This is a genomic window from Kitasatospora sp. GP30 (assembly GCF_029892145.1).
Lineage (GTDB): Bacteria > Actinomycetota > Actinomycetes > Streptomycetales > Streptomycetaceae > Kitasatospora > Kitasatospora acidiphila.
Genome location: NZ_JARZAH010000002.1, coordinates 185,933 through 210,753, shown reverse-complemented (window position 1 = coordinate 210,753; position 24,821 = coordinate 185,933). Strand labels below are relative to the sequence as shown.

The 24,821-nt window shown below is 72.6% G+C and carries 19 protein-coding genes; 11 read left to right on the top strand and 8 right to left on the bottom strand.

The window, feature by feature from the left end:
• Positions 1-48: 48 nt before the first annotated feature.
• The 4 genes from P3T35_RS04225 (at position 49) to P3T35_RS04210 (ending at position 6,188) form a co-directional block, all read left to right on the top strand.
• On the top strand, positions 49-345 hold the full coding sequence (locus P3T35_RS04225) for a hypothetical protein (protein ID WP_101380174.1): 297 nt from the start codon (positions 49-51) through the stop codon (positions 343-345).
• An 86-nt stretch (positions 346-431) separates the two neighbouring features.
• Positions 432-1,868, top strand: coding sequence for an FGGY family carbohydrate kinase (locus tag P3T35_RS04220; protein ID WP_101384986.1), 1,437 nt, complete (start codon positions 432-434; stop codon positions 1,866-1,868).
• A gap of 43 nt (positions 1,869-1,911) precedes the next feature.
• Entirely contained in the window at positions 1,912-3,318 is a 1,407-nt protein-coding gene (locus P3T35_RS04215) for a glutamate decarboxylase (RefSeq protein ID WP_101380175.1), read from the top strand.
• Between the two features lie 200 nt (positions 3,319-3,518).
• Positions 3,519-6,188 carry a GH92 family glycosyl hydrolase gene (locus P3T35_RS04210; RefSeq protein ID WP_101380176.1) on the top strand — a complete coding sequence of 890 codons (2,670 nt, stop codon included), beginning with the start codon at positions 3,519-3,521 and terminating at the stop codon, positions 6,186-6,188.
• A 54-nt stretch (positions 6,189-6,242) separates the two neighbouring features.
• Here P3T35_RS04210 and P3T35_RS04205 read toward each other — a convergent pair whose 3' ends face one another.
• The 3 genes from P3T35_RS04205 to P3T35_RS04195 form a co-directional block, all read right to left on the bottom strand.
• Positions 6,243-7,250 (bottom strand): RNA polymerase sigma factor, encoded by a 1,008-nt coding sequence (locus P3T35_RS04205; RefSeq protein WP_280704463.1) that lies wholly within the window; start codon positions 7,248-7,250, stop codon positions 6,243-6,245.
• A 157-nt stretch (positions 7,251-7,407) separates the two neighbouring features.
• Positions 7,408-9,312, bottom strand: coding sequence for a DNA primase (gene dnaG, locus P3T35_RS04200; RefSeq protein WP_101380178.1), 1,905 nt, complete (start codon positions 9,310-9,312; stop codon positions 7,408-7,410).
• A 10-nt stretch (positions 9,313-9,322) separates the two neighbouring features.
• Positions 9,323-10,606 carry a deoxyguanosinetriphosphate triphosphohydrolase gene (locus tag P3T35_RS04195; RefSeq protein WP_101384987.1) on the bottom strand — a complete coding sequence of 428 codons (1,284 nt, stop codon included), beginning with the start codon at positions 10,604-10,606 and terminating at the stop codon, positions 9,323-9,325.
• A 123-nt stretch (positions 10,607-10,729) separates the two neighbouring features.
• Here P3T35_RS04195 and P3T35_RS04190 point away from each other — a divergent pair, with 123 nt between their 5' ends.
• Both P3T35_RS04190 and P3T35_RS04185 read left to right on the top strand, forming a co-directional pair.
• The gene (locus P3T35_RS04190) at positions 10,730-11,362 is read left to right on the top strand and encodes a helix-turn-helix domain-containing protein (protein WP_280704234.1); all 633 of its coding nucleotides are present in this window, start codon (positions 10,730-10,732) and stop codon (positions 11,360-11,362) included.
• Entirely contained in the window at positions 11,362-12,669 is a 1,308-nt protein-coding gene (locus tag P3T35_RS04185) for an MFS transporter (RefSeq protein ID WP_101380180.1), read from the top strand. Before P3T35_RS04190 ends, P3T35_RS04185 begins: the two co-directional genes overlap by 1 nt.
• Here the strand turns inward: P3T35_RS04185 and P3T35_RS04180 are convergent.
• Complete coding sequence (locus tag P3T35_RS04180; protein WP_101380181.1) at positions 12,563-13,816, bottom strand: MFS transporter; 1,254 nt, start codon at positions 13,814-13,816, stop codon at positions 12,563-12,565. The genes P3T35_RS04185 and P3T35_RS04180 overlap by 107 nt on opposite strands.
• 54 nt (positions 13,817-13,870) lie before the next feature.
• Between P3T35_RS04180 and P3T35_RS04175 the strand changes: the two genes are divergently transcribed.
• The 3 genes from P3T35_RS04175 to P3T35_RS04165 are packed head-to-tail and all read left to right on the top strand — an operon-like array spanning position 13,871 to position 16,461.
• Positions 13,871-14,674 (top strand): helix-turn-helix transcriptional regulator, encoded by an 804-nt coding sequence (locus tag P3T35_RS04175; RefSeq protein ID WP_348533395.1) that lies wholly within the window; start codon positions 13,871-13,873, stop codon positions 14,672-14,674.
• 21 nt (positions 14,675-14,695) lie between these two features.
• Complete coding sequence (locus P3T35_RS04170) at positions 14,696-15,223, top strand: SigE family RNA polymerase sigma factor (protein WP_101380183.1); 528 nt, start codon at positions 14,696-14,698, stop codon at positions 15,221-15,223.
• Positions 15,224-15,258: 35 nt separating this feature from the next.
• Positions 15,259-16,461: a hypothetical protein gene (locus tag P3T35_RS04165; protein WP_101380184.1), complete on the top strand. Its 1,203-nt coding sequence runs from the start codon at positions 15,259-15,261 to the stop codon at positions 16,459-16,461.
• A 13-nt stretch (positions 16,462-16,474) separates the two neighbouring features.
• Here the strand turns inward: P3T35_RS04165 and P3T35_RS04160 are convergent, their stop codons facing one another.
• Positions 16,475-17,431: an SGNH/GDSL hydrolase family protein gene (locus tag P3T35_RS04160; RefSeq protein WP_180356433.1), complete on the bottom strand. Its 957-nt coding sequence runs from the start codon at positions 17,429-17,431 to the stop codon at positions 16,475-16,477.
• Positions 17,432-17,487: 56 nt separating this feature from the next.
• Positions 17,488-18,420, bottom strand: coding sequence for a PAC2 family protein (locus tag P3T35_RS04155; RefSeq protein WP_101380186.1), 933 nt, complete (start codon positions 18,418-18,420; stop codon positions 17,488-17,490).
• 638 nt (positions 18,421-19,058) lie between these two features.
• Between P3T35_RS04155 and P3T35_RS04150 the strand changes: the two genes are divergently transcribed.
• Entirely contained in the window at positions 19,059-19,802 is a 744-nt protein-coding gene (locus P3T35_RS04150; RefSeq protein WP_101380187.1) for a GNAT family protein, read from the top strand.
• Positions 19,803-19,946: 144 nt separating this feature from the next.
• A complete protein-coding gene (locus P3T35_RS04145) occupies positions 19,947-20,945 on the top strand; it encodes a hypothetical protein (protein WP_101380188.1) in 999 nt (332 codons plus the stop codon).
• A 7-nt stretch (positions 20,946-20,952) separates the two neighbouring features.
• Here P3T35_RS04145 and P3T35_RS04140 read toward each other — a convergent pair whose 3' ends face one another.
• Positions 20,953-21,369 (bottom strand): ribonuclease domain-containing protein, encoded by a 417-nt coding sequence (locus tag P3T35_RS04140; protein ID WP_101384988.1) that lies wholly within the window; start codon positions 21,367-21,369, stop codon positions 20,953-20,955.
• A gap of 219 nt (positions 21,370-21,588) precedes the next feature.
• Positions 21,589-24,297, bottom strand: coding sequence for a pyruvate, phosphate dikinase (gene ppdK / locus P3T35_RS04135; protein WP_101380189.1), 2,709 nt, complete (start codon positions 24,295-24,297; stop codon positions 21,589-21,591).
• Between the last annotated feature and the right edge of the window lie 524 nt (positions 24,298-24,821).

Here is a 24,821-nt window from a genome sequence, read left to right as displayed (position 1 = left end):
GGTAGGGCACCGCGGCAACTGCCGCGACACAAGGGTGGAGACCGAGAGATGAAGATGAAGCTTTCGTTCGTCGTGGGAGCCGCCGCCGGGTACGTGCTGGGCGCCCGGGCCGGCCGGCAGCGCTACGAGCAGCTGGCCGAGGCCGCCCGCCGGGTCGCCCAGCACCCGGTGGTGCAGGATGCCACCCACCGGGCCCGCCGGACGGCGGGCCTGGCGGCTTGCAAGGCGGTGGGCGCGGTGACCGACCGGGTCGGCGACCGGCTGCCGGACGCGGTCACCGACCGGGTGGCCTGCTTCAACCGCCGCCGGCCGGAGGACGACAGCTGGGGCACCGTCCGCCGCTGAGCCAGGCAGCACCGGGGCGTACCGAGTGCGCAACACTTGCGGGCCGCGCCAGGGCCGGATGCCACGGCTGCGGCATGATCTCCTGCATGGCCATCGTCGCGGGCATCGACAGCTCGACCACTCGCACCCGGATCGTCGCGTGTGACGCGGACACCGGTGAGGTGCTGCGCTCCGGCAAGGCTCCGCACCCGGAGTCGGAGGCGTCCCGGGCCCGCAGCACCGAGGCGGACCCGCAGTCCTGGCTGCATTCGCTGGGCGAGGCGGCGCACGGCGGGCTGCTGGAGAGCGTGCGGGCGATCGGCGTCTCCGCGCAGCGGCACAGCCTGATCGGGCTGGACGCGGGCGGGGTGCTGGTCCGCCCGGCGCTGCTGTGGACCGACCCGCGCTCCTCGGGCGCGGCCGCCCAGCTGGTGGACGCGCTCGGCGGCCCGGCCGCCTGGACCTCGGTGATCGGCGCGGTGCCGACCGCCACGTACACCATCGCCAAGCTGCGCTGGCTGGCCGAGTTCGAGCCGGCCAACGCCCGCCGGATCGCCGAGGTGCTGCTGCCGCACGACTGGCTGGTCTGGCAGCTGCTCGGCCATCCGCAGCGGCGCACCACCGACCGGGGTGACGCCTCCGGCACCGGCTACTGGTCGCCGCTCACCGGCGAGTACCGGCAGGACCTGGTGAAGCTGGCGCTGGGGCACGAGCTGACCCGGCTGCCCGAGGTGCTGGCGCCCAACGAGCCGGCCGGGCACACCCCCGAGGGGCTGCTGATCTCGGCCGGCACCGGCGACAACATGGCGGCCGCGCTCGGCCTCGGGCTGGAGTCCGGGGACGCGGTGGTGTCACTGGGGGCCTCCGGGACGATCTTCGCGGTGCACGACGAACCGGTGGTGGACCCGTCCGGCATCGTCTCCTCGTTCGCCGACGCCACCGGGCGGCACCTGCCGATGGTCGGCACGCTCAACGCCGCCGGGGTGCTGCGGTCCACCGCTCAGCTGCTCGGCGTCGACTTGGAGCAGCTGAGCGAGCTGGCGCTGCGCTCCACCCCCGGCGCCTACGGCCTGGTGCTGCTGCCCTACCTGGACGGCGAGCGCACGCCCCGACTCCCGCACGCCGCAGGCACCCTGACGGGCCTTCGGGCCGACTCGATGCGTCCCGAGCACCTGGCCAGGGCCGCCGTCGAGGGCATGCTCTGCAACATCGCGGACGCGCTGGACCGGCTGCGCGCCAAGGGGGTGACGATCCGTCGGGTGTTCCTGCTCGGCGCGGTCGGGCGGCTGCCCGCGGTCCGCGACATCGCCTCGCTGATCTTCGGCACCACGGTCGTGATACCGCCACCGGGGGCCCACGCGGCCCGCGGTGCGGCGCGGCAGGCGGCGTGGGCGCTGGCCGGCACCGCCGCACCGCCGCACTGGGAGCTGCCGGGGGCGACGGTGCTGGAACCGGAGCGGGATCAGCCGTTCGGTAACGCAGTACGCCAGCAGTACGGCGTGGTGCGGGATCAAGTCCACCCGGAGATCGCCGAGATGGCCTAGCGTGGATGGCCCTGCTGGTCTTCCACCGAAGGGCATCCGAGGAATGGCGCTGCACAAGGGGTCGAGCTCCGACCACCGACTGACCGTCAACGCGTTGCTGGGCGAGGCCGATCCGATCGGCGCGATGCGCCAGGCCCCGCCGAAGCACCGACTGCACAACGTCCCGCTGCCGCCGCACATCGCCTACCAGCTGATCCACGACGAGCTGATGCTGGACGGCAACGCCAAGCTGAACCTGGCCACCTTCGTCACCACCTCGATGGAGGCGGAGGCGGACAAGCTGATGGCCGAGTGCTTCGACAAGAACATGATCGACAAGGACGAGTACCCGCAGACCGCCGAGCTGGAGCGGCGCTGCGTGGCGATCCTGGCCGACCTGTGGCACGCGCCCGATCCCGACCAGGCGGTGGGCTGCTCCACCACCGGCTCCAGCGAGGCCTGCATGCTGGCCGGGCTGGCGCTCAAGCGCCGCTGGATGCGGCGCAACCAGGACCGCTACGACGCCGGCGCCAAGCCCAACCTGGTGATGGGCGCCAATGTGCAGGTCTGTTGGGAGAAGTTCTGCAACTTCTGGGAGGTGGAGTGCCGGCTCGCGCCGATGGAGGGCGACCGGTTCCACCTGGACGCCGATTCCGCGCTGGCGCTGTGCGATGAGAACACCATCGGCGTGGTGGGCGTGCTCGGCTCCACCTTCGACGGCTCCTACGAGCCGATCAAGGAGATCTGCGACGCACTGGACGCGCTGCAGCGGCGCACCGGCCTGGACATCCCGGTGCACGTGGACGGCGCCTCCGGCGCCATGGTCGCGCCGTTCCTGGACACCGACCTGCTCTGGGACTTCCAGCTGCCCCGGGTGGCCTCCATCAACACCTCCGGCCACAAGTACGGCCTGGTCTACCCCGGTGTCGGCTGGGCGCTCTGGCGGGACCGCGAGGCGCTGCCCGAGGAGCTGGTCTTCAAGGTCAACTACCTGGGCGGCGACATGCCGACCTTCGCGCTGAACTTCTCCCGGCCCGGCTCCGAAGTGGTCGCGCAGTACTACCAGTTCCTGCGGCTGGGCTTCGAGGGCTACCGCGCGGTCCAGCAGTCCTGCCGCCATGTGGCCCGCCACCTGGCGACCGGGATCGAGAAGCTGGGCGCCTTCCGGCTGATCACCCGCGGCGACCAACTCCCGGTCTTCGCCTTCACGGTGGCCGACGGCGTCACCTCGTTCGACGTCTTCGACGTCTCGCGGCGGCTGCGGGAGCGCGGCTGGCAGGTGCCCGCCTACACCTTCCCGGAGAACCGGACCGACCTGTCGGTGCTGCGGGTGGTCTGCCGCAACGGGTTCACCCTGGATCTGGCCGACATGCTGCTCGACGACCTGGAGCGGCTGCTGCCCGAACTGCAGGCCCAGCCGGCGCCGTTGCAGAACCGCGGGATCGAGCCGTCGAGCGCCTTCCACCACTAGGGCATCAAGAATGGCAAGCTGACGACCTGTCAACCCGCCTGCCGAAAAAATCCCGAACAGATGCACGACCTCCTGCGTCATCACCCTCTGCAAGGGAACACTGACGGAAAGTCAGGAGGTGGGCTCAGTTGCGTATCTTGCGACGCCCCGGAATTTCGCGCCACCTGCGGCCCCATCGGCCCCCGTGCCCGCCCCGCCCCGTGCGGCGGCCGGGCAGTCCCGCCAACCCGTCCGGCCCCGCCACTCGGCGGGGCCCGGGCGACCCCCCGCGCCGCCCGCACCGGCGCGGGGCGATCGCCCTGACCGCCTGCGTCACCCTGATGGCCGCGGCCGGTCTGCAACGCGCCCCCGAAGCGGCGGCCACCACGCGGCACATCACCGTCAGCGACCCCGCGCAGTGGGTCAACCCCTTCGTCGGCACCGCCCAGGGTGCCCCCGACTACGGCAACGGCGCGGGGGGCGGCAACACCTTCCCGGGCGCGGTCGCACCGCTGGGCATGATCCAGTGGAGCCCGGACACCGTCACCTACCAGAACGGCGGCTACGACTACAACGACAACCGGATCCGCGGCTTCAGCCTCACCCACATCTCCGGCGCGGGCTGCGGGGACTACGGAAACGTCCCGTTCCTGCCGTTCCTCGGCAGCAGCCCACCCGGCTACTCGACCTTCTCGCACAGCAACGAGTCGGCCTCGCCCGGCACCTACTCGGTCACCTTCGACGACGGGATCAGAACCGGTCTCGCGGTCACCCAGCGCTCCGGCACCGCCCAGTTCACCTACCCGGCCGGCCAGACCGCCTCGCTCACCGTGGACGCGGGCAAGGCCTTCAACGCCGCCACCGGCAGCGTGACGATCAGCTCCAACGGGATCGCCGGCTACACCGACAGCGGCAACTTCTGCGGCAGCGGCAACCACTACCGGCTGTTCTTCACGGTGGTGTTCGACCGCCCGTTCGCGAGCAGCAGCCTCACCGGCGGGTCACTGGCCCAGGTCTCCTTCGACACCTCGGCCAACCCCACCGTCACGGCGAAGGTCGGCATCTCCTTCGTCAGCGCGGCCAACGCCTACGCCAACCTCCAGGCGGAGCAGGGAGGTGAGAGCTTCGCCCAGGTCACGTCGGCGACCCGGGGAGCCTGGAACGGCATGCTGCAACGGATCGCCGTGGCGGGCGGGAACGTCTTCGACACCGTGACCTTCTACAGCGCGCTGTACCACGCCCTCCAGGACCCGAGCGTGTTCAGCGACACGGACGGCCGCTACCCGGGCTTCGACGGGCAGCTCCACACCGTCCCAGCGGGGCACGCCGAGTACGCCGACTTCTCCGGCTGGGACATCTACCGCTCCCAGGCACAGCTGCTGGCGTTCCTGGCCCCGCAGCAGGCCTCGGACGTCGCCCAGTCGATCGTCAACCAGGGGGCCCAGGCGGGATACCTGGACCGCTGGACACTGGCCGACGGCAACACCGGGGTGATGAACGGCGACCCGCTGCCGATCATCGGCAGCGACCTGGTCGCCTTCGGTGCCACCGACTTCGACTACTGGAACCTGCTCTGGGAGTCCTGGCAGGGCACCGTGAAGGACAACGAGCGGCCGGGCTGGCAGAGCGAGGCGAGCGAGGGCTTCGTGCCGGCCGCGAACAGCTGGAGCGGCGCCACCACCCTGGAGTACGCCACCGCCGACTTCGCGATCTCCCAACTCGCGGACCGGCTGGGCGACACGGCGATCCACGACGTGCTGCTGCACAGCTCCTCGTACTGGCGCGACATCCTCAACAACAACGACCTGTACCTCGAACCGCGCAACGCCGACCACAGCTTTCCGAGCTTCGCCCCGACCTCGCAGAACGGGTGGCTGGAGGGCGACGGTGCCCAGTACACCTGGCTGGTGCCGCAGAACCCCAAGGGTCTGATCGCCGCGCTGGGCGGCCCGGGCCCGGTGGTCTCCCGATTGGACACGCTCTTCGCCAACGGCCTGAACGCGGGCCCGTGGTCGGCGGGCGCCTACCTGGCGAACGAACCGTCGACGGCCATCCCCTGGCTCTACGACTACGCGGGCCGGCCCGACCGGACCGAGGCCGTGGTCCGCCAGGCGCTGACCACGCTGTACTCGTACGGCCCGACCGGCGAGGCCGGCAACGACGACCTCGGCGAGATGTCCGCCTGGGCCGTCTGGGCCGCCCTCGGGATGTACCCGGAGATCCCCGGACGGGCCGAACTGGCACTCGCCAGCCCGCTCTTCCCGGGCATCACGATCACCCGGGGCAACGGGGTGACGATCGACATCACCGCGCCCGGCGCGGCCGACAACACGCCCTATGTGACCAGCTTGCAGGTCAACGGCTCACCGTCCCAGCAGCCGTGGCTGGGCGAGGGCTTCGTGCAGAACGGCGGCACCCTGGCCTACGGGCTCAGCAGCACCGACCCGCAGAACTGGGGCACCTCGCCGGCGGACGCCCCGCCGTCCTTCGACACCGGCCCGGCCAGCCCGATTACCGGCCAGATCACCGGCCTGGCGGGCAAGTGCGTGGACGACGACCAGAGCAAGCTCTCCTGGGGCAACAAGATCCAGGTCTGGGACTGCAACGGCACCGGCGCCCAGCAGTGGACGCCGGCCTCGGACGGCAGCCTCCAGGTGCTCGGCGCCTGCATGGACGCGGCGGGCAGCGGGACGACACCCGGCACCCTGGTGGACCTGTGGCCGTGCAACGGCACCGGGGCCCAGCAGTGGTGGCCGCGCTCGGACGGCTCACTGCTCAACCCGCCGTCCGGCCTCTGCCTGGATCTGCCGAACAGCAACACCACCAACGGCACCCAGCTCCAGATCTGGAGCTGCAACGGCACCGGCGCCCAGCGCTGGACCGTGCCGTAGTCGGTCACGGTGCCGTAGTCGGTCACGGTGCCGTAGTCGGTCACGGTGCCGTAGTCAGTCGAGGTAGCCGCGCAGCTGGTCGGCGAAGGCGTGGTCGCGCAGCTTGGCGAGGGTCTTGGACTCGATCTGGCGGATCCGCTCCCGGGTCACGCCGAAGAGCTCACCGATCTCCTCCAGGGTGCGCACCCGCCCGTCGACCAGCCCGTAGCGCAGCTCGACCACCTTGCGCTCGCGCTCGCCGAGGGTGGCCAGCACCGCCTCCAGGTGCTCGCGCAGCAGCAGGAAGGCCGCGCTCTCGGCGGGCTCGGCGGCGTCGGCGTCCTCGATCAGGTCGCCGAGCGCCACGTCCTCCTCGGTGCCGACCGGGATGTGCAGCGAGATCGGCTCCTGGGCCAGCCGCAGCACCTCCCGGACCCGGGCCTCGGTGAGCTCCAGGACCACCGCCACCTCGGCGGGGGTCGGCTCCTCCCCGCGCTCCTGGAGCAGCTTGCGCTGCATCCGCAGCACCCGGTTGATCAGCTCCACCACGTGCACCGGCACCCGGATGGTGCGGGCCTGGTCGGCGAGGGCCCGGCTCATCGCCTGCCGGATCCACCAGGTGGCGTAGGTGGAGAACTTGTAGCCGCGGGTGAAGTCGAACTTCTCGACCGCGCGGATCAGCCCGACGTTGCCCTCCTGCACCAGGTCGAGCATGGTGAGCCCGCGGCCGGTGAACCGCTTGGCGACCGAGACCACCAGGCGCAGATTGGCCTCGATCAGGCGGCGCTTGGCGGTGCGGCCGAGCACCACCAGCTGGTCGAGCTCGTCGGCCAGCTGGCCGTCGGGCAGGCCGTGGCGGCGCAGGTGGTCCTCGGCGAACAGGCCGGCCTCCACCTGCCGGGCGAGCTCCACCTCCTCCGCGGCGGTGAGCAGCCGGATCCGGCCGATCTCGCGCAGGTACTGGCGGAACAGGTCGGCGGCCGGGCCGGTGCCCTCCGGCGGGGCGGCGAGCGGCTCGGCGGGCTCCTCGTCCGGCGGTTCGTCCGACGGCCGGCCGGACTCTTCGCCGAGCGGCTCGTCCAGCTCGTCGAGCACGTCCTCGGCCGGTCTGGCGATCTCCAAGGGGCCCACCCTCCGCGAGCCCTGGGGCCCGTACCGCGACGGACTGAGACCCTTTCAGTGTGGCCCTTCCAGCATGCGCTGCGCCACACCGGGGCCGCACCGGTACCGCACCGGTGCGCTACAGGCCGGCGGCGCCGCGCGTCTTCAGGCTCTCCTTGTACTGCTGAAGCGCGTAGAGCTCCTGCTGCACCGGCGTCAGCTCCTCGGCGGTGGAGCGGCTGGCGATCCGCTGGAGGTGGCTGTGCACCTCGGCCAGCCGGCGGTCCACCGCCTGCAGCCGGACCGCCACCAGGATCTGCCCCGCGTAGTGCTCGTCAACGAGCTTGTGGCGCAGCGGTTCCACGGTCAGCTCGGCGATCACCATGCGGACCTGGTCGTTCTCCGCGGCCTCGTTGACCAGGCCGAGGAAACCCGGCACGCCCTGCCCGTGGACCGTGCCGCCGGCCTTGCCGACGGCCCGCCGGACGGCGGCGTACTGGGGGGTGGTGAACTCGTCCTCGCCGAACTGGTCGAAGTAGGGGTTGACCACCTCGGCCCGCTGCAACGCGAGCTTCAGCAGCTCGCGCTCCGCGGAACTGGCCCGGTCGTGGGGGTTCAGCCGGGGCGCGGCGGCCGGCTGCGGGGCGGGCTGCCGGCGGGCCGCCTGGCCGCGCTGCTGCTGCCCGCGCCCCTGCTGCGGCGCCTCCCGCTGCCAGCGGGAGATCTGGGCCACCCGGCGGACCACGAACTGCTCGTCCAGGATGCCCAGCAGGCCGGCCAGTTGGACGGCGTACTCGTGCCGGATGGACGGGTCCTTGATCTTGGCGACGATCGGGGCGGCCTCCTCCAGGGCGGCGGCCCGTCCCTCGGCGGCGTCCACCCGGTGCCGGGCCACCGTGGTGCGCAGCGCGAACTCGAACAGCGGCACCGGGTGGGCGATCAGCTCGCGGACCGCCTCCTCGCCCTGGGCCAGCCGCAGTTCGCACGGGTCCATGCCGCCGGGGCTGATCGCGATCGAGGTGCGGGCGGCGAACTTCTGGTCGTCCTCGAAGGCCCGCAGCGCCGCCTTCTGGCCGGCCGCGTCGCCGTCGAAGGTGAAGACCGTCTCGCCGCGGTAGGCCGAGGTGTCCATCAGCAGCCGGCGGATGATCTTGATGTGGTCCTCGGCGAACGCCGTACCGCAGGTGGCCACCGCCGTGGTGACACCGGCGAGGTGGCAGGCCATCACATCGGTGTAGCCCTCGACCACCACGGCCCGGCCGGACTTGGCGATCTCCTTCTTGGCCAGGTCGATGCCGTAGAGGACGTGCGACTTCTTGTAGATCGGCGTCTCGGGGGTGTTGAGGTACTTGGGGCCGTTGTCGTCCTCGCGCAGCCGGCGGGCGCCGAAGCCCACCACCTCGCCGGCCACGTCCCGGATCGGCCAGACCAGGCGGCCCCGGAACCGGTCGATCAGGCCGCCGCGCTGACCCTGCGAGGCCAGGCCGCCCTGCAGGATCTCCCGGTCGGTGAAGCCCTTGCCGCGCAGGTAGCGCACCAGGTGCTCCCAGCCGGCCGGGGCGTAGCCGACGCCGAAGTGGGCGGCCGCGGCGGCGTCGAAGCCGCGCTCGGCCAGGAACGCCCGGCCGATCTCGGCCTCCGGACCCTCCAGCTGCTCCCGGTAGTAGGCGGCGGCCACCTTGTGCGCCTCGACCAGCCGGGTGCGCTCACCCTGCTGGCCGCGGCTGTTGTAGCCGCCCTCCTCGTAGCGCAGCGTGATGTTCGCCTGGGCGGCCATCCGCTCCACGGCCTCGGCGAACGAGAAGTGCTCGATCTTCTGCAGGAAGGTGATGGTGTCGCCGCTCTCCTGGCAGCCGAAGCAGTGGAAGACACCCTTGCTGGGGCTGACGTAGAAGGAGGCGGACTTCTCGTCGTGGAACGGGCAGACGCCCTTCAGCTGGCCGCCGCCACCATTGGTGAGCTGTACGTAGTCACCGACGATCACGTCGATGGGCAGCGCGTCGCGCACTCGCTGTACGTCTTCGTCCCTGATCCGCCCGGCCACTCGGGGAAGTTTACTGGAGTGGCGTGCCGGTCAGGCGGGCGTGCAGGGCCAGGGCGGAGGCGTCGGTGAGGCTGGCGATCTGGTCGATCACGGCGCGCAGCGCGGCGCCGTCGTCGGCGGCGTGGGCGTACTGGGCGGCGAAGACCGGGTCCAGCTCGGCGGGGTCGCCTGCGGACAGCAGCTCGGCCAGCTCCGCGATCACCACCCGCTGGCGGGCCCGCAGCTGGGCCTGCTCGACGCGCTGCATCACATAGCGCACCGCGACCGCCTTGAGGACGGCGCACTCCAGCCGCACCGGGCGCGGCACCACCAGCTCGGCCGCGTACCTGGTGAGCCGCCCCGGACCGTAGCGGGCCCGGGTGGCCTGCTCGGCGGCCAGGCAGAACCGGCCGATCAGCTGGCTGGTGAGGTCCTTGAGGCCGGCCCGGGAGCGCGGCGAGCCGTCGTAGCCGCGCGGCCACCACTCCTCGCGCTGCAGGCGGTCCAGGGCGGCGGCGAACTCCTCGGGCTCGGCGCCCGGCGCGTACTGCTCGGCGACCTTGCACAGCTCGGCCCGCTCGGCGGGGCTGGACAGCGCGGCGGGGTCGATGTGGCCGGCGTAGATGCCGTCCTCCACGTCGTGGGTGGAGTAGGCCACGTCGTCGGACCAGTCCATCACGATGGCCTCGAAGCACTTGCGGCCGTGCGGGGCGCCGGAGCGCAGCCAGCGGAAGACCGGCAGGTCGTCGGTGTAGACGCCGAACTTGGGCGAGTCGGGGTCGGTGGGGTGGCCGCCGCGCGGCCAGGGGTACTTGGTGGCGGCGTCGAGCGCGGCCCGGGTCAGGTTGAGCCCGACGCTGCGGCCGGGCCAGGGGGCCAGCCGGGCCGCCGGCTCGTCCAGCGGGGCGAAGCGCTTGGGCTCCAGGCGGGTGAGGATGCGCAGCGACTGGGCGTTGCCCTCGAAGCCGCCGCAGGCCGCGGCGGCCAGATCAAGCGCTTGCTCACCGTTGTGTCCGAACGGCGGGTGGCCCAGGTCGTGGGAGAGGCAGGCGGTCTCCACCAGATCCGGATCGCAGCCCAGGGCCGCCCCCAACTCCCGCCCCACCTGGGCGCATTCGAGCGAGTGGGTGAGCCGGGTGCGGGGGAAGTCGCTGCGCATCGGGGCGACCACCTGGGTGGTGCCGGCCAGCCGGCGCAGCGCGGCGGAGTGCAGCACCCGGGCGCGGTCGCGCTGGAAGGCGGTGCGGCCGGGCCGCTTGTCCGGCTCGGGCACCCAGCGGGCTTCGGCGTGCTCGTCGTTCGTCGGGTCGTCCATCAGCGACACGGTACGCCGAGCCAGTGACGGATCGGGGTCAGCGCGCTCACGGCTCCAAAGTTGCAGAGGATTCTCTGCAGATTGCTCTATGCAGAGAATCCTCTGCAAGATATCTTCGTGGTCATGAACGACGACATGAACGACGAACAGCCCACCCCGCAGGCCCGTACCGTCGACCCGCGCAGCCTGCGCGCCCTGGCCCACCCGCTGCGGATGCGGATCCTGGACCTGCTGACCGACGAGGGGCCGGCCACCTCCGCCAAGCTCGCCGAACGCCTCGGGGAGAACACCGGAACGCTCAGCTGGCACCTGCGCCGGCTGGCCGAGCACGGATTCATCAACGAGGACCAGGAGCGCGGCACCAAGCGCGAGCGCTGGTGGCAGCGCAGCTCGCCGAAGATGACCTTCAACAGCGCCGAGCTGACCGTGGACCCCGCGACCGCCCAGGCGCTCGACGTCTACAAGCGCCACTACCTGGAGCGCTCCTTCCAGCGCGCCGCCCGGGCCCTGGCCACACCGCTCACGCCCGAGTGGGTGGGCACCGGAAACATGTCCGACTGGGGCGAGGTGTGGATGACGCCGGAGCAGTTGGGAGCCCTCGGCGCCGAACTGCTGGCGGTGATCCGCCGCCATGCGCCGGAGCCCGACGCCCCGCGGCCCGCCGAGGCCCGCCCGGTGCTGATCCAGTTCCAGACCCTGCCGATGTTCGGCCCCGACAGCGCCACCGACGAGCACGCGACCGACGAGGAGTCCTGATGCGCACCCTGACCCGCACCGCCGCCCCGACCACCGCCCCGACCGTCGGCACGCCCGGCAGCAGCCTGCTGCGCCGCAACCGCGACTTCCGGCTGCTCTACACCGGCGAGGTGACCGGCCAGTTCGGCAGCTCGGTGACCAACCTGGCGTTACCGCTGATCGCCACCGTCGTGCTGCACGCCGACGCGCTCAAGGTCAGCTCGCTCACCGCCGCCGCCTGGCTGCCCTGGCTGCTGCTCGGCCTGCCGGCCGGCGCCTGGGTGGACCGGCTGCGCCGCCGGCCGGTGATGCTGGCCGCGGCGGCCTGCTCGCTGCTGCTCTACCTGACCATTCCGGTGGCCGGCACGCTCGGCCTGCTGACCTTCCCCCAGCTGCTGGCGGTGGCCTTCTGCGCCGGAGTCAGCGCCGTCTTCTTCCAGACCGCCTACACCGCCCTGCTGCCCACCCTGGTGGCCGAGCCGGACCGCGCCGAGGGCAACGCCAAGATCCAGGGCAGCGCGTCGGTCGCCCAGTTCGCGGGCAGGAGCTCGGCCGGTGCCATCGCCCAGTTCTTCGGGCCGGTGAACGGCCTGTTCGCCAACACCGTGACCTTCCTGGTCTCGGTGCTCTGCACGGCCCGGATCCACGAGGCCGAGCGGCGGACCGCGCCGGCGGACCGGCGCAGCCTGCGGCAGGACGTCGGCGAAGGGCTGCGGCTGGTGCTGGGCGACAGCTGGCTGCGCTCGATCCTCGCCTACGGCGGGCTCTCCAACCTGGCGCTGACGGCCTACCAGTCGATCCAGGTGATCTTCCTGCTGAACCGCGCCGGGCTGCCGCAGGGCCTGATCGGCACCCTGATCGCGCTGTCCGGCCTCGGCGGCATCGCCGGCGCCGCGGTGGCCCGCCGGGCCGGCACCGCGATCGGCACCGCGCGGGCCCTGCTGCTCTTCCAACTCGGGCTGCCCGTCCTGGCGTTGCTGATCCCGCTCGCCGACAGGGGCGCCGGTGCGGCCTGCTACCTGGTCGGCGGCCTGGCGGTCTCCGGCGGCGTGGTGGCCGGCAATGTGCTGCGGGCCACCTTCATCCAACGGTACGTGCCCGCCGAAATGTTCGGCCGCACCAGCGCCACCACCGCCGTCGTGGTCTACGGCACCATGCCGATCGGCGCGCTGCTCGGCGGCGGCCTGGCCCAGGCGTTCGGCCTCGGCACGGCGATGTGGCTCAGCTGCGCGGCCGTACCGCTGGCCGCGACGGTGCTGCTGTGCTCGCCGATCCGCCGGCACCGGGATCTGCCGACCCGGCCGATGACGGCCGCCCCGACCGCCTGAGCCGCTCCGGCTCCACCAGGAACGCCCCGAGCAGCACAGCGGCCACCGGCATCGCGCAGACCACCGCCAACACCCCGCGCGGGCCGTCCGCTTGAGCCACCAGACCGAGCGGCGGCGCGACCAGCCCGCCAACGCTCACCGCCAGCCCCAGCGTCACCCCGGTCGCCGTCCCAGGCCGGCTCGGCAGATAGTCCTGCCCCAGCTTCACCATCACCGCGAACGGCAGATTGAGCACCGCCCCGGTCAACACCGCGAACAGCAGCGGCAGATACCGCCCCGGCACCAGCAGCAGCGCCAACAGCATCGGCACGACCAGCACCGTCCCCAGCTGCGCGGTGCGCACCATGCCGATCCGGTCCGCCAGCCGACCGCCGCCCAGCGTCCCGGTCACCCCGCCGGCCAGGAAGCAGGCCAGCGCCGCCCCGCTCAGCGCGTGCGAGGCATGCAGCTGACGCAGCCAGTAGAGCTCGATGAAGGTGCTGACCCCGAAGAAGACCATCGAGCGCACCACGGCCACCCCGGTGAGCACCAGGAACGGCCCCCAGTGGTCCGTCCCATCGGCCCCGGCGGGCGCCCCGGTCGCCGCCACTGCGCGCCGCCCGCCGGCCCGGTGCAGCAGCACGGCCGTCAGCAGCGCCGGCGCCAGGAAGAGCGCGGTCGACTTCACCCCCCAGGCCGCCAGCGCCGGAGTGGCCAGCACCGGGGCCAGGAAGAAGCCCACGCTGCCGCCGGCCGCGAAGACGCTCATCGCGGTGGTGCTCTCCCCCGCCGCCTGCCGGGCCGCCTTGCCGGCCGCCGGGTGGAACATCGACACCCCGACCCCGGAGAGCAGCAGCAGCGCCCAGACCACCGGGTAGCCGCTGACCAGCCCGGACAGCCCCACCCCCGTCCCGGCCAGCGCCACCCCGGCCGCCGCCAGCCAGGGCAGCCGCCAGCGGTCCACCGCGAGGCCGATCAGCGGTTGCGGCAGCGCGCTGCCGAGCGTGGCGGCCAGCGTCAGTCCGCCGGCCGCCACATAGCCCCAGCCGCGCTCCAGCACGAAGTACGGCACCATGGCGGGCACCAGGCCCTGGTAGAGGTCGTCGACGGCATGCGCCGCGCCCCACAGTCGCATCCGGCGCCAGACACCGGTCTCACGGCTCGTCATGGAGCCAGCCTGGCCCTCCGGAGGGTGTTCCGGCTTCCGTTATCCTGCCCAGTTGTGTCGCCAACCCGCCACAACTGGGCCCACCGGGACGCGCCCGGGCCGTCACTGCGCCCGATGGCCGACCGGGAGCAGGTCGAGTGGCACTACCACGACGTCAACCAGCTGGCCTGGCCCGGACGCGGAGTGCTGCGGATGACCACGGCGCAGGGCAGCTGGGTGGTGCCGCCGTACCGCGCGGTCTGGCTGCCGGCCGGCGTGCCGCACACCCATCAGGCGCACGGGCCGAGCGAGTTGCGCTGCCTGGTGTTCCCGGCGACGGTCAACCCGCTGCGGCTGGCCGGCCCGGCCGTGCTCGCCGTCAGCCCGCTGCTGCGCGAGCTGATCGCCGCCCTCACCGGACCCGACGCGCCCACCGGGCGGCCCGCCCGCACCCTGGAGCAGGCCGCGCTGGACCAGCTGCGCCAGGCGCCCGAACTGCCGCTCGGGCTGCCGCAACCGCGTGATCCCCGGCTGCGCGACCTGGCCGCGCTGCTCACCGCCGACCCCGGCGATCCGCGCACCCTGGCCGAGCTCGGCCGCGCGGTCGGCGCCGGGGAGCGCACCCTGAGCCGGCTGTTCCGCCGCGAGCTGGGCCTGAGCTTCCCGCAGTGGCGGGCCCAACTGCGGCTGCACCACGCCCTGGTGCTGCTGGCCGAGGGCCGCTCGGTCACGGCCACCGCGACCGCCTGCGGCTACCACTCCCCCAGTGCCTTCATCGAGGCGTTCCGGCACGCCTTCGGCACCACTCCGGGCCGTCACCAGCACGACCGGTCGACAACCGACTGCGACGCACCCGGAACCGGGTGGGACGCGATCTGACGGCCGGCGCGTCGTAAGGGTATGAAGCGCACATCATCAAGCGGCGAGGCGCCGCGGCAACCGGACTTCCGGGAGTTCGCCGCCGCCCGCGGACCGCAGCTGGTCCGAACGGCCTTCCTGCTGACGGGCGGTGACGCGCACCTGGCCGAGGACCTGGCGCAGGAGGCCCTGGCCCGGATGTTCGCCCGCTGGCGGCGGCTGCGCCGGCTCGACAACCCGGCCGCCTACGCGCAGACCGTGCTGGTCAACGTCTTCCTGACGCACCGGCGGCGGCGCAGCAGCAGCGAGCAGGTGACGGCCGGCTTCAGCGAGGCCGCGGCGCCCGAGGGCGCACCCGAGCTGCGGCTCACCCTGCTCGCGGCGCTGCGCGAACTGCCGCCGCAGGACCGGGCGGTGCTGGTGCTGCGCTACTGGGAGGACCGCAGCGCCGAGGAGACCGCCGAGCTGCTGCGACTGAGCGCCAGCGGCGTGCGCACCCGCTGCAGCCGGGCGCTGGCCAGGCTGCGCGCCGTGCTGGGCGATGAGTTGACGCAGCTCGCCGAGCACTGACCATCCGACGACTTCGCAGAAGGGGTTGCTTCACCATGCCTTCGTTCGACGAGAACCTCACCCAAGTCCTGCGGGAGGCCGCCGAGTTGGCGCCGGATGTGCCGGGCGCCGCGCTGGTCGATCCGGCCGAGCGGCGCGGCCGCCGGCTGCGGGCCAGGCGCCGGGCCGCGCTGGCGAGCGGCGCCGCGGTGCTGCTGGCCGCCGGGCTGACCGCCACCGCGCTCCGGCCGGGCGGCGCGACCGCGCCGGTGTCAGCCGCGGCTTCCACTGCGCACAGCGGTGTGTCCGACCAGTCCCTCGACGAGCACACCGTGCTCGCCACCCTCAGCTCGCTGCTGCCGCCGGGCCGGTTCAGCGACGTCAACTCCGGTCTGGCCACGGGGCTGGGGCCGGCCGTCTCGCTGGACTACGACACCGGCCATGCCGCCGCCCGGCTGCAGATCGCCACCAACCGGCGTCCGATGCCGCTCACGCAGTGGACGAACGGCACCCAGTGCCCCGACCCGTTCTCCGTGCCGATCGCCGGCTGCTCCCGCTCCACCCAGCCGGACGGCTCGGTGCTCGTGGTGGAGCGGCAGCCCGCGGACACGCCGGAGGGAACGGCAGTGGTCTATACCGGTGCCGACGGGCGGCAGCTGCGGATCAGCGAGGCCCCACCGCGTACCATCGCCCACCCCGAGGACCGGCTGCTGACCGACGACCAGCTGGCGGCCGTGGCGGCAAGCCCGATGTGGGCGCCATCGGTCGCCAAGCTCACTGCCACGGACCCGAAGATCGGGCCCGAGCCGACGCCGGAGCAGGTGGTGGCCGCAGCCACCCGGCTGCTGCCGACCGAGGCCACCAAGGTGGTCGACACCAGCAAGCAGGTCACCCCCGGCACCGGCCACCTGGCCGTCACGCTCAACGGGCGGACCAGCATGGTGAGCATCACCGTGCTGCCCGGCTTCGGCAAGCTCGCCCCGGACACCATCCAGAAGGCCTTCGATGAGGGCGCTCGGGCCCACGGCAACCTCACCCACGCCCAGGGCGGGACCAGCGTGAGCATCGACTCCAACGGCTCCGGCGACACCGCCACCACGCACGGCGCCCAGGTGGACACCCTGACCACGGCCGGCACCCGGGTGACGGTCGCCGAGTGGAACGGCCCCAACGGCTACACCTACACCGGCGGCCCGCTGGCCCTGACCACGGACCAGCTCACCGCGATCGCACTCGGCACCGACTGGTCGAAGCCGTAGCGCGGACCGCCGGTCAGTGGGCCGCCCGGATGCTCCCCAGCACCGCGGCGGCCATCGCCTGCTGCCCGGCCAAGTTGGGGTGCAGCGGTGCCATGCCACCGGCCGGCAGCGGCGGCTCCACCCAGCGGGCCGACTGCCCGGCGCACATGTCATGCCCCTGGGTGGGCGCGTAGGTGTCCACGTAGACCGCGCCGGCGGCCGCCGCCTGGTCGCGCAGCACGGTGTTCAACCGCTGCTCCTGCTCCGCGAGGAAGGCCAGATCGCCCTTGCTGACGGTGTCGCCGAGCAGCCCGCCGCAGGAGGCGGGATCGCTGGGCAGCAGCGCCGGGTAGCCGACCAGGAAGACCTTGGCCTGGGGCGACCGCTGGGCCACCTGGCGCAGCACCGCAAAGACCCGGTCGCCCACCGTCTTCAGCACGCCGCTCAGCTGGTCACTGCCGTCGGCGGCGGTGTAGTGGGCCTTGCACGGCGCCTGGTCCTTGGCCACCGCCACCAGGTGGAGCAGCCCCTGCTCCGCGCACTCGGTGAAGACGTTGGTGAAGCCCCCGTCATTGCCGCCGATGCCGACCGTGACCAGCCTGGTCTGCGCATTGAGCGCGTCCAGCTGGGGCGGGTTCGGACCGCCCGAGACCTGTTGGGCGCCCGTCAGGTCGGCCGTGGTGGCGCTGGTGCAGCTGACGTCCGTGAACTGGCCGCCCGTCAGGCCGAGGCCCTGGGCGACCAGCGACGGATAGTTGGCCGCCGACCGGCCGCAGCCCTTGGGGCCGCCGCCGGCCGGCTGCAGTTGCAGCCCGGCCGTGTAGGAGTCGCCGAGGGCCGCATAGGGCCCGCCGGGCACCCAGGCGCGGGCCTTGGCGCTGGGTGGCGCGCTCCCCGACGCACCGGCAGGCGCGGGCCGCCCGCCGCCGGCCGTACAACCGGCCAGCGCGAGCAGCACCAGCACGAGCCCCAGGCCCATCGGTCGACGCATCACACCCCGCCCAACGCCCGGTGCCCCCGGCATGGTTCCGAGCCGAACCGGCCCGCCTACTCGCCCTGCTCGTGCTCGGCCAGGAACTGCTCGAACTGGCGGCCGAGCTCCTCGGCGGAGGGCAGGTCGGCGGCCTGGGCGAGCAGGCTCTCCCTGCTCTCGGCGCCGGCCACCGCGTCGTACTGCCCCTCCATGCCGCGGATCGCGGAGCGCAGCTCGCCGTCACCGTGCGAGAGCTGCTCCTCGATGTCGGCATGCACCTCGGCGATCCGCTGGCGCAGCTCGTTGCCGGGCAGCACCAGGCCGGTGGCGGCCTGGACCGCCTCCAGGATCGTCACCGCGGCGGCCGGGTAGGGCGAGCGGGCCACGTAGTGCGGCACGTGCACGGCGAAGCCCAGCACGTCGTGCCCCGCCTCGGCCAGGCGGTACTCGACCAGGGCCTGGGCACTGCCGGGCACCTGGGCCCGCTCGAACCAGCGCGGGTAGCCCGGGGCCAGGTCCAGCCGGTTGCCGTGCGGGGTCAGGCCGACCGGGCGGGTGTGCGGCACACCCATCGGGATGCCGTGGAAGTCCACCGCGAGGCGCACCCCGAGCTCGTCGACCAACTCGGCCACGGCGGCCGCGAAGGCCTCCCACTCGACATCCGGCTCCGGGCCGGTGAGCAGCAGGAACGGCGTACCGGTGGCGTCCTGGACGAGCTGCACCAGCAGCTCCGGCGGGTCGTAGGAGACCCAGCTCTCCTGGTCGAAGGTCATGGCGGGGCGGCGGGCCCGGTAGTCGACCAGGCGGTCGTGGTCGAACCGGGCGACCACCAGCGGGCTGCCCTGCTCCTGCAGGTGGGCCATCACCTGGCCGCCGGCCTCCCCGGCGTCCATGAAGCCATCGAACTGGTAGAGCAGCACCGGACCGTCCACCAGCCCGGCGCGGGCAGCCTCCAGCGCCGCCACACCGTGTGGTTCCAGCTCGTACAGCTCCTTGGGATCACGCACCGCGCACCCGATCCGTTTCTCGTCGGTCCTGCCTGTCGGTCACACACACCAGCGTGCCGCAGGGCGCTGACATTCCCGACACCGCCCCGGCCCTTCGGATGACATTGACCGGTACTGTTCACGCCTCTTCCGCCGACCGGGCATCACCGCAGGTCAGCACGGCGATCGAGTGACTCAGACGGCACCGCTGGGCCAGTCGGGGCAGGGCGGCGCACCCGGCTGGCGCGCCGCGAAGTGACGCGGGCGGCATCGACATGTATCGTCCTCTCGCTGCCCCGCATCGTCGCGCCGTCGCCACGTCGTCTGTCACGCCGTAGGCCGCCGTCCCGAACGTGTACGGTCAGCCCCAGAATCACACCTTGCCTTCACCTGGCCGCCTGCTTCCCTTCGCGCACTCATTCCCTCTTCGGCCATCTCGCGGACGCACACTGTCCCCCCGCACCTCCTCGCCGGACCGGTTCATGCCAACCGGGCTCTCCGGCACCGCGCTGCCCGCCCGAGGGCCGCTGCCACCCGACGTACGACCGAGGCTCCGGCGTACCCAGGTTGAGCGGACCGCATCGGGCGGGGCGACCTGCCTCCAACCGCCCGCACGCTGGGCGCGAGGTCCCTCCGACTGCCGAAGGATCGAAGGTTCCGTGCCTGCACCAGTCACCCTCACCGGCCGTACCGTTCGGCTGGAGCCCCTCACCGAGCAGCACGCCGAAGGCCTGGCCGCCGCGGCGGCCGAGGACCGCTCGACCTTCGGCTTCACCGCCGTCCCGCAAGGGCTGGACGGTGCGCTGGAGTTCATCGCCGCCGCCCGGGCCGACCTGGCGGCCGGCCGGTCGCTGGCGTTCGCCACCGTGCGGGCGTCCGACGGCCTGGTGGTGGGCTCGACCCGGTTCCTCGAGCTGGACTACTGGCAGGGGCCGGTGGTCTGGCCTCCGCTGCCGGCCGGCCCGGTCGGCGACCCGGCCACCGCCGTGCCGGATGCCGCCGAGATCGGCCGCACCTGGCTCTCCCGGCACGCCCAGGGCACCGGGATCAACACCGAGGCCAAGCTGCTGATGCTCCGCCACGCCTTCGAGACCTGGGGCGTGCAGCGGATCTCGCTGCGGGCCGACGCCCGCAACCTGCGCTCCCGGGCGGCCATCGAGCGGCTCGGCGCCACCCCCGAGGGGGTCCGGCGGGCGCACAGCCGGGGCCTGGACGGGGTGGTGCGCAGCACCGCGTTCTACTCGATCCTGGCCGAGGAGTGGCCGGCGGTGCGGGACATCATCGAGCTGCGGATCGCCGCGGCCACCTCGCCGAGCGCGCCGGACCGGGGGATCGGCCGGGGCATGGGGCGCGAACTCGACCAGGAGTGCGTCAGACCCACCGGTCCGCTGATCCCCGCCTGACGGGTCGCCGGAGTCCGGGGCTTGGGCCATCCGGGCGTCGAATCCGTCGCAGTCGCCGAAGTCAACACACAGCCGGGCTGACCCCCTGCGGGGGACCTTTCGCATACCCACGGACCGGCGGGGCACCACCCCGCCATGACTGCGATGACCGCCCTCGAGGCCGTCCGGCTGCTCGGCGCCGACCAGCAGCACATCCTGACCCGTGCGCAGCTGATCGAGCACGGGGTGCCCTCCGGGACGATCGCCCACCGGCTGCGGCCCGGCGGGCCCTGGCAGCGGGTGCTGCCCCGGGTGATCTGCCTGCAGAGCGGGCGGCTGACCCCGCATCAGCGCCTGCGGGCCGCGCTCAGCTATGCGGCGCCCAAGGGCGAGCGACCCAAACCCGGCTCGGTGCTGCTGACCGGTCTGGCGGTGCTGGCGGACGCGGGGCTGCCCAGTGCCGGGCATCCGGCGGACGTCGAGGTCGTCGACGTGCTGATCCCGGGCGGCCGGCGGGTGGCCAGCCGGGACTTCGTCCGGGTGCACCGGGCGCCGAGCCGGGTGGGCGGCATGCCGGCCGGGGTGGAGCGTGACGACGGGTTGTGGAGCGTCGGGGTGGCCCGGGCGCTGGCCGACTCGGCGCTGTTCCTGACCGGCGGGCGGCAGTTCCGGGCGCTCTGCGCGGAGGCGGTGCAGGGGCGGCACTGCGACCGGGCCGATCTGCTGGCCCGGTTGCTCGGCGGACCGGCGGCCGGCGTGGCACTGCCGCACGTGCAGCACGTGGCGGACGAGCTGACCTGCGGGGTGTACTCGATCGCCGAGGCCGAGGCGCGCGACCTGCTGCGGCGGTGCGGGCTGCCGGAGCCGCTGTGGAACCCGGTGCTGCTGCTGGACGGGCGGTTCCTCGCGGTGCCGGACGCGTTCTGGCCGCAGGCCTGCGTGGCGCTGGAGATCGACTCGCGGGCCTGGCACCTGCGGCCCGCCGACTACGAGCGCTCCCTGACCCGGGGCAACCGGCTGCAGGCGGCGCGGCTGCCCGTGGTCCGGGCGACGCCGCAGCAGCTGCGCGCCGACGCCGGGCCGATCGTCCGCGAGCTGCGCACCCTGCTGGCCACCGGACCGCACGGGCCGTACCACCGGATCACCTGGACCAGGGCCCGCTGACCCGGCGTCAGCAGGCCGGGTCGATCCGCTGGAAGCTGGCGTAGTGGTCCTGCGTCCAGTACTCCTCGCCGGTGCCGCCGGTGACGATCCGACGGGCGCCGCGGTCCCCGGCGCCCGGGGTGACCACGGTGTACTCGTGGTAGTAGCCGCCGCGCTGCCTGGGCAGCCGGCTCTCCCGGTTGTCGAAGACGACGCCGTCGGTGCGGTACGGGAACGGGCCGCCCTTGGCGATCAGGCCGATGGTGTCCTGGGCCTGGCCGGGCAGCTTGGAGCGGCAGACCCCGCCCGCCGCGGTGGTCGGCAGCGCCTGGCCGGTGGGGCGGGCGGCGGGAGTCTGGTGGGTCGTCACCGCGTACACCGCGGCGGCCGCGACGGCGCAGCAGAGCACGATGGCGACGGCGATCACGCGGAGACGGCTGGTCATGGGCTCCAGCTTGCCGGTCGGCGGCGGTCCGATGATCAGCAGGGTGCCGACCCTCACTCGATTGGAGCAGCTCGGCGGCCCGGGGCCGGAACGGCCCGACATGGCACGCGGCCGGGTGGAGCGGACGCCGTTGTCCACTCCACCCGGCCGCGTTACGTCCGGCGGTTCTCCTGCGCCGAGCACCGACGGACGCCCCTCCCCGTCGGAGGGGGATGCGGGTCAGCGCGAGTCGCTGCCCGCAGTCTCGATGGCGGCGCGGCCGGCCTCCAGTCGCGCCACCGGGATCCGGAAGGGCGAGCAGGAGACGTAGTCCAGCCCCGCCTCGTGGAAGAAGTGCACCGACTCCGGGTCACCGCCGTGCTCGCCGCAGACGCCGAGCTTCAGGTCGGGACGGGTGGCCCGGCCCTCCTTGACCGCGTGCTTGACCAGCGAGCCGACACCGTCCCGGTCGATGGTCTCGAACGGGGAGACCCCGAAGATGCCCTTCTCCAGGTAGGCCGTGAAGAACGAGGCCTCCACGTCGTCGCGGGAGAAGCCCCACACCGTCTGGGTGAGGTCGTTGGTCCCGAACGAGAAGAACTCGGCGGCCTCGGCGATCTGACCGGCCGTCACGGCGGCCCGCGGAAGTTCGATCATGGTACCCAGCTTGATGTCCAGCTGGACGCCGGTGGAAACCGCGACCTCCGCGAGGACCCGCTCGCACTCCTCGCGGACGATCTCCAGCTCCTGGACGGTGCCGACCAGCGGGATCATCACCTCGGGGCGCGGGTCGCCGCCGGCCAGCTTGCGCTCGGCCGCGGCCTCCGCGATGGCGCGCACCTGCATGCCGAACAGGCCGGGGATGACCAGGCCGAGCCGGACGCCGCGCAGACCCAGCATCGGGTTCTGCTCGTGCAGCTTGTGCACCGCCTGGAGCAGGCGCAGGTCGTTCTCGTTCGGGTCCTTGCGGGCCTCGGCGAGCGCCACCCGGACCGAGAGCTCGGTGATGTCGGGCAGGAACTCGTGCAGCGGCGGGTCGAGCAGCCGCACCGTGACCGGCAGTCCGTCCATCGACTGGAAGAGCTCGACGAAGTCGCCCTTCTGCAGGGGCAGCAGGGTGGAGAGGGCCTGCTCGCGGTCCTTGTCGTTGTCCGCCAGGATCAGGTGCTCGACCTCCTTGCGGCGCTCCTCGCCGAGGAACATGTGCTCGGTGCGGCACAGGCCGATGCCCTGGGCGCCGTACCGGCGGGCCCGGTTCGCGTCCTCGGCGTTGTCGGCGTTGGCGCGCACCGCGAGGCGGCGGCGGCCGTCGGCGTGCGACATGATCCGGTGCACGGCCTGCACCAGGCCGCCCTGGACGTCGGCGCCGGCGTGCAGGGTGCCCTCGAAGTACTCGACCACCGGGGACGGCAGCACGGGTACCTCACCGAGGTAGACCTTGCCGGTGCCGCCGTCGATGGAGACGACGTCGCCCTCCTCGATGACCAGGCCGCCGGCGGTGGTCATCTTGCGGCGCTTGGTGTCGACCTCGAGCTCCTCGGCGCCGCAGACACAGGTCTTGCCCATGCCGCGGGCCACCACGGCCGCGTGCGAGGTCTTGCCGCCGCGCGAGGTGAGGATGCCCTCGGCGGCGATCATGCCGTCCAGGTCGTCCGGGTTGGTCTCGCGGCGGACCAGGATGACCTTCTCGCCGGAGCGGGACCACTTGACGGCGGTGTAGGAGTCGAAGACCACCTTGCCGATCGCGGCGCCCGGCGAGGCGGCCAGGCCGCGGGCGATCTGCTTGGAGGTGGACTCGGGGGCGAACCGCGGGAACATCAGCTGGGCGAGCTGGCCGCCGGTGACCCGGTGCAGCGCCTCGTCCAGGTCGATCAGGCCCTGGTCGACCAGCTGGACGGCGATCCGGAACGCGGCGGCGGCGGTGCGCTTGCCGATCCGGGTCTGCAGCATCCACAGCTTGCCGCGCTCGATGGTGAACTCGATGTCGCACAGGTCGCGGTAGTGCAGTTCGAGCTTCTGCATGATCGCCATCAGCTCGTCGTACGACTTCTTGTCGAGCTGCTCCAGGTCGGCGAGCTGGAGGGTGTTGCGGATGCCGGCCACCACGTCCTCGCCCTGGGCGTTGGAGAGGTAGTCGCCGTAGACGCCCGGCGCGCCGGTGGAGGGGTCGCGGGTGAAGGCGACACCGGTGCCGGAGTCCTCGCCGAGGTTGCCGAAGACCATGGTGCAGACGTTGACCGCGGTGCCCAGGTCGTTGGGGATGCGCTCCTGGCGGCGGTAGAGGCGGGCCCGGTCGCCGTTCCAGGAGTGGAAGACGGCGTGGATGGCGAGGTCCATCTGCTGGCGCGGATCCTGCGGGAACTCCTTGCCGGTCTCGCGCAGCACGATCGCCTTGAAGGTCTCGACCAGCGCCTTGAGGTCCTCGGCGGTGAGGTCCAGGTCGTTGGTGGTGCCCTTGGCGTGCTTGGCCTCGTCCAGCGCCTCCTCGAAGAGCTCGCCGTCGACGCCCAGCACGGTCTTGCCGAACATCTGGACGAGGCGGCGGTAGGAGTCCCAGGCGAACCGCTCGTTGCCGGACTGGGCGGCCAGGCCGGCCACCGAGGCGTCGGACAGGCCGATGTTGAGGACGGTGTCCATCATGCCCGGCATGGAGAACTTGGCACCGGAGCGGACCGACACCAGCAGCGGGTTGTCGGCCTGGCCGAGCTTCTTGCCCATCTGCTCCTCGAGGCCGGCCAGGTGTCGGCTCACCTCGTCGTTGAGCGAGGCCGGCTCGGCGCCGGTCTCCAGGAAGACCTTGCAGGCCTCGGTGGTGAGGGTGAAACCGGGGGGAACCGGGAGACCGAGGTTGGTCATCTCGGCGAGGTTGGCACCCTTGCCGCCCAGCAGGTCCTTGAGGTCCTTGTTTCCTTCGGTGAAGGAGTAAACAAACTTCTGCGTCGCCGCCACGGGTCGGTCTCCTCGCACGGGGTTGCCCTGACGCCGGAGAACATACCCAGATCGAAGGCTGCTGCGCGCCGTCGATAGGCCGTCCGATCCCCGGAGCCTCGTGTTACCCCCGAGATCAAAAGCTTGTGAAGCCGTTCACCTTTGTTGCTGAAATCGTCCGGCTGACGCTAGCGACCATTCAAGAATTGAACGCATGGACACCCGAAGATCACATAGCCCGGACAGAGGGTAGTGGCAGGCGAACCGCCGTGTTTCCCCGGCTTGATTTCCTGCAGCCAGCGGGCCGGATCCGCACCACTGCCCGTTCGGAAGGCGATTTGGACATCATGGCGTCTTCGGCACCCCTGACTGACCGTCAGTCGCAACTCCGTGTGGCAAGAGTCACGGACGCGGCTCGCTCATCGTACGTATGGAAACTCGTCACATCATCGCGCAACGCGCCGTTTTGCTTGCCGAGAGTGATGAAGATCTGCCAAAAAGGAGCCCTCTTGGCCAGATTGGCCAAGAGGGCTCTGCCATGCCGT

Bases quoted from the DNA above. Each gene is read 5' to 3' on its own strand.
- P3T35_RS04225 (WP_101380174.1), top strand. From the start codon at position 49: ATGAAGATGAAGCTTTCGTTCGTCGTGGGAGCCGCCGCCGGGTACGTG.
- P3T35_RS04220 (WP_101384986.1), top strand. From the start codon at position 432: ATGGCCATCGTCGCGGGCATCGACAGCTCGACCACTCGCACCCGGATC.
- P3T35_RS04215 (WP_101380175.1), top strand. From the start codon at position 1,912: ATGGCGCTGCACAAGGGGTCGAGCTCCGACCACCGACTGACCGTCAAC.
- P3T35_RS04195 (WP_101384987.1), bottom strand. From the start codon at position 10,606: ATGGACGACCCGACGAACGACGAGCACGCCGAAGCCCGCTGGGTGCCC.
- P3T35_RS04190 (WP_280704234.1), top strand. From the start codon at position 10,730: ATGAACGACGACATGAACGACGAACAGCCCACCCCGCAGGCCCGTACC.
- P3T35_RS04185 (WP_101380180.1), top strand. From the start codon at position 11,362: ATGCGCACCCTGACCCGCACCGCCGCCCCGACCACCGCCCCGACCGTC.
- P3T35_RS04180 (WP_101380181.1), bottom strand. From the start codon at position 13,816: ATGACGAGCCGTGAGACCGGTGTCTGGCGCCGGATGCGACTGTGGGGC.
- P3T35_RS04170 (WP_101380183.1), top strand. From the start codon at position 14,696: ATGAAGCGCACATCATCAAGCGGCGAGGCGCCGCGGCAACCGGACTTC.
- P3T35_RS04165 (WP_101380184.1), top strand. From the start codon at position 15,259: ATGCCTTCGTTCGACGAGAACCTCACCCAAGTCCTGCGGGAGGCCGCC.
- P3T35_RS04160 (WP_180356433.1), bottom strand. From the start codon at position 17,431: ATGCGTCGACCGATGGGCCTGGGGCTCGTGCTGGTGCTGCTCGCGCTG.
- P3T35_RS04145 (WP_101380188.1), top strand. From the start codon at position 19,947: ATGACCGCCCTCGAGGCCGTCCGGCTGCTCGGCGCCGACCAGCAGCAC.
- P3T35_RS04140 (WP_101384988.1), bottom strand. From the start codon at position 21,369: ATGACCAGCCGTCTCCGCGTGATCGCCGTCGCCATCGTGCTCTGCTGC.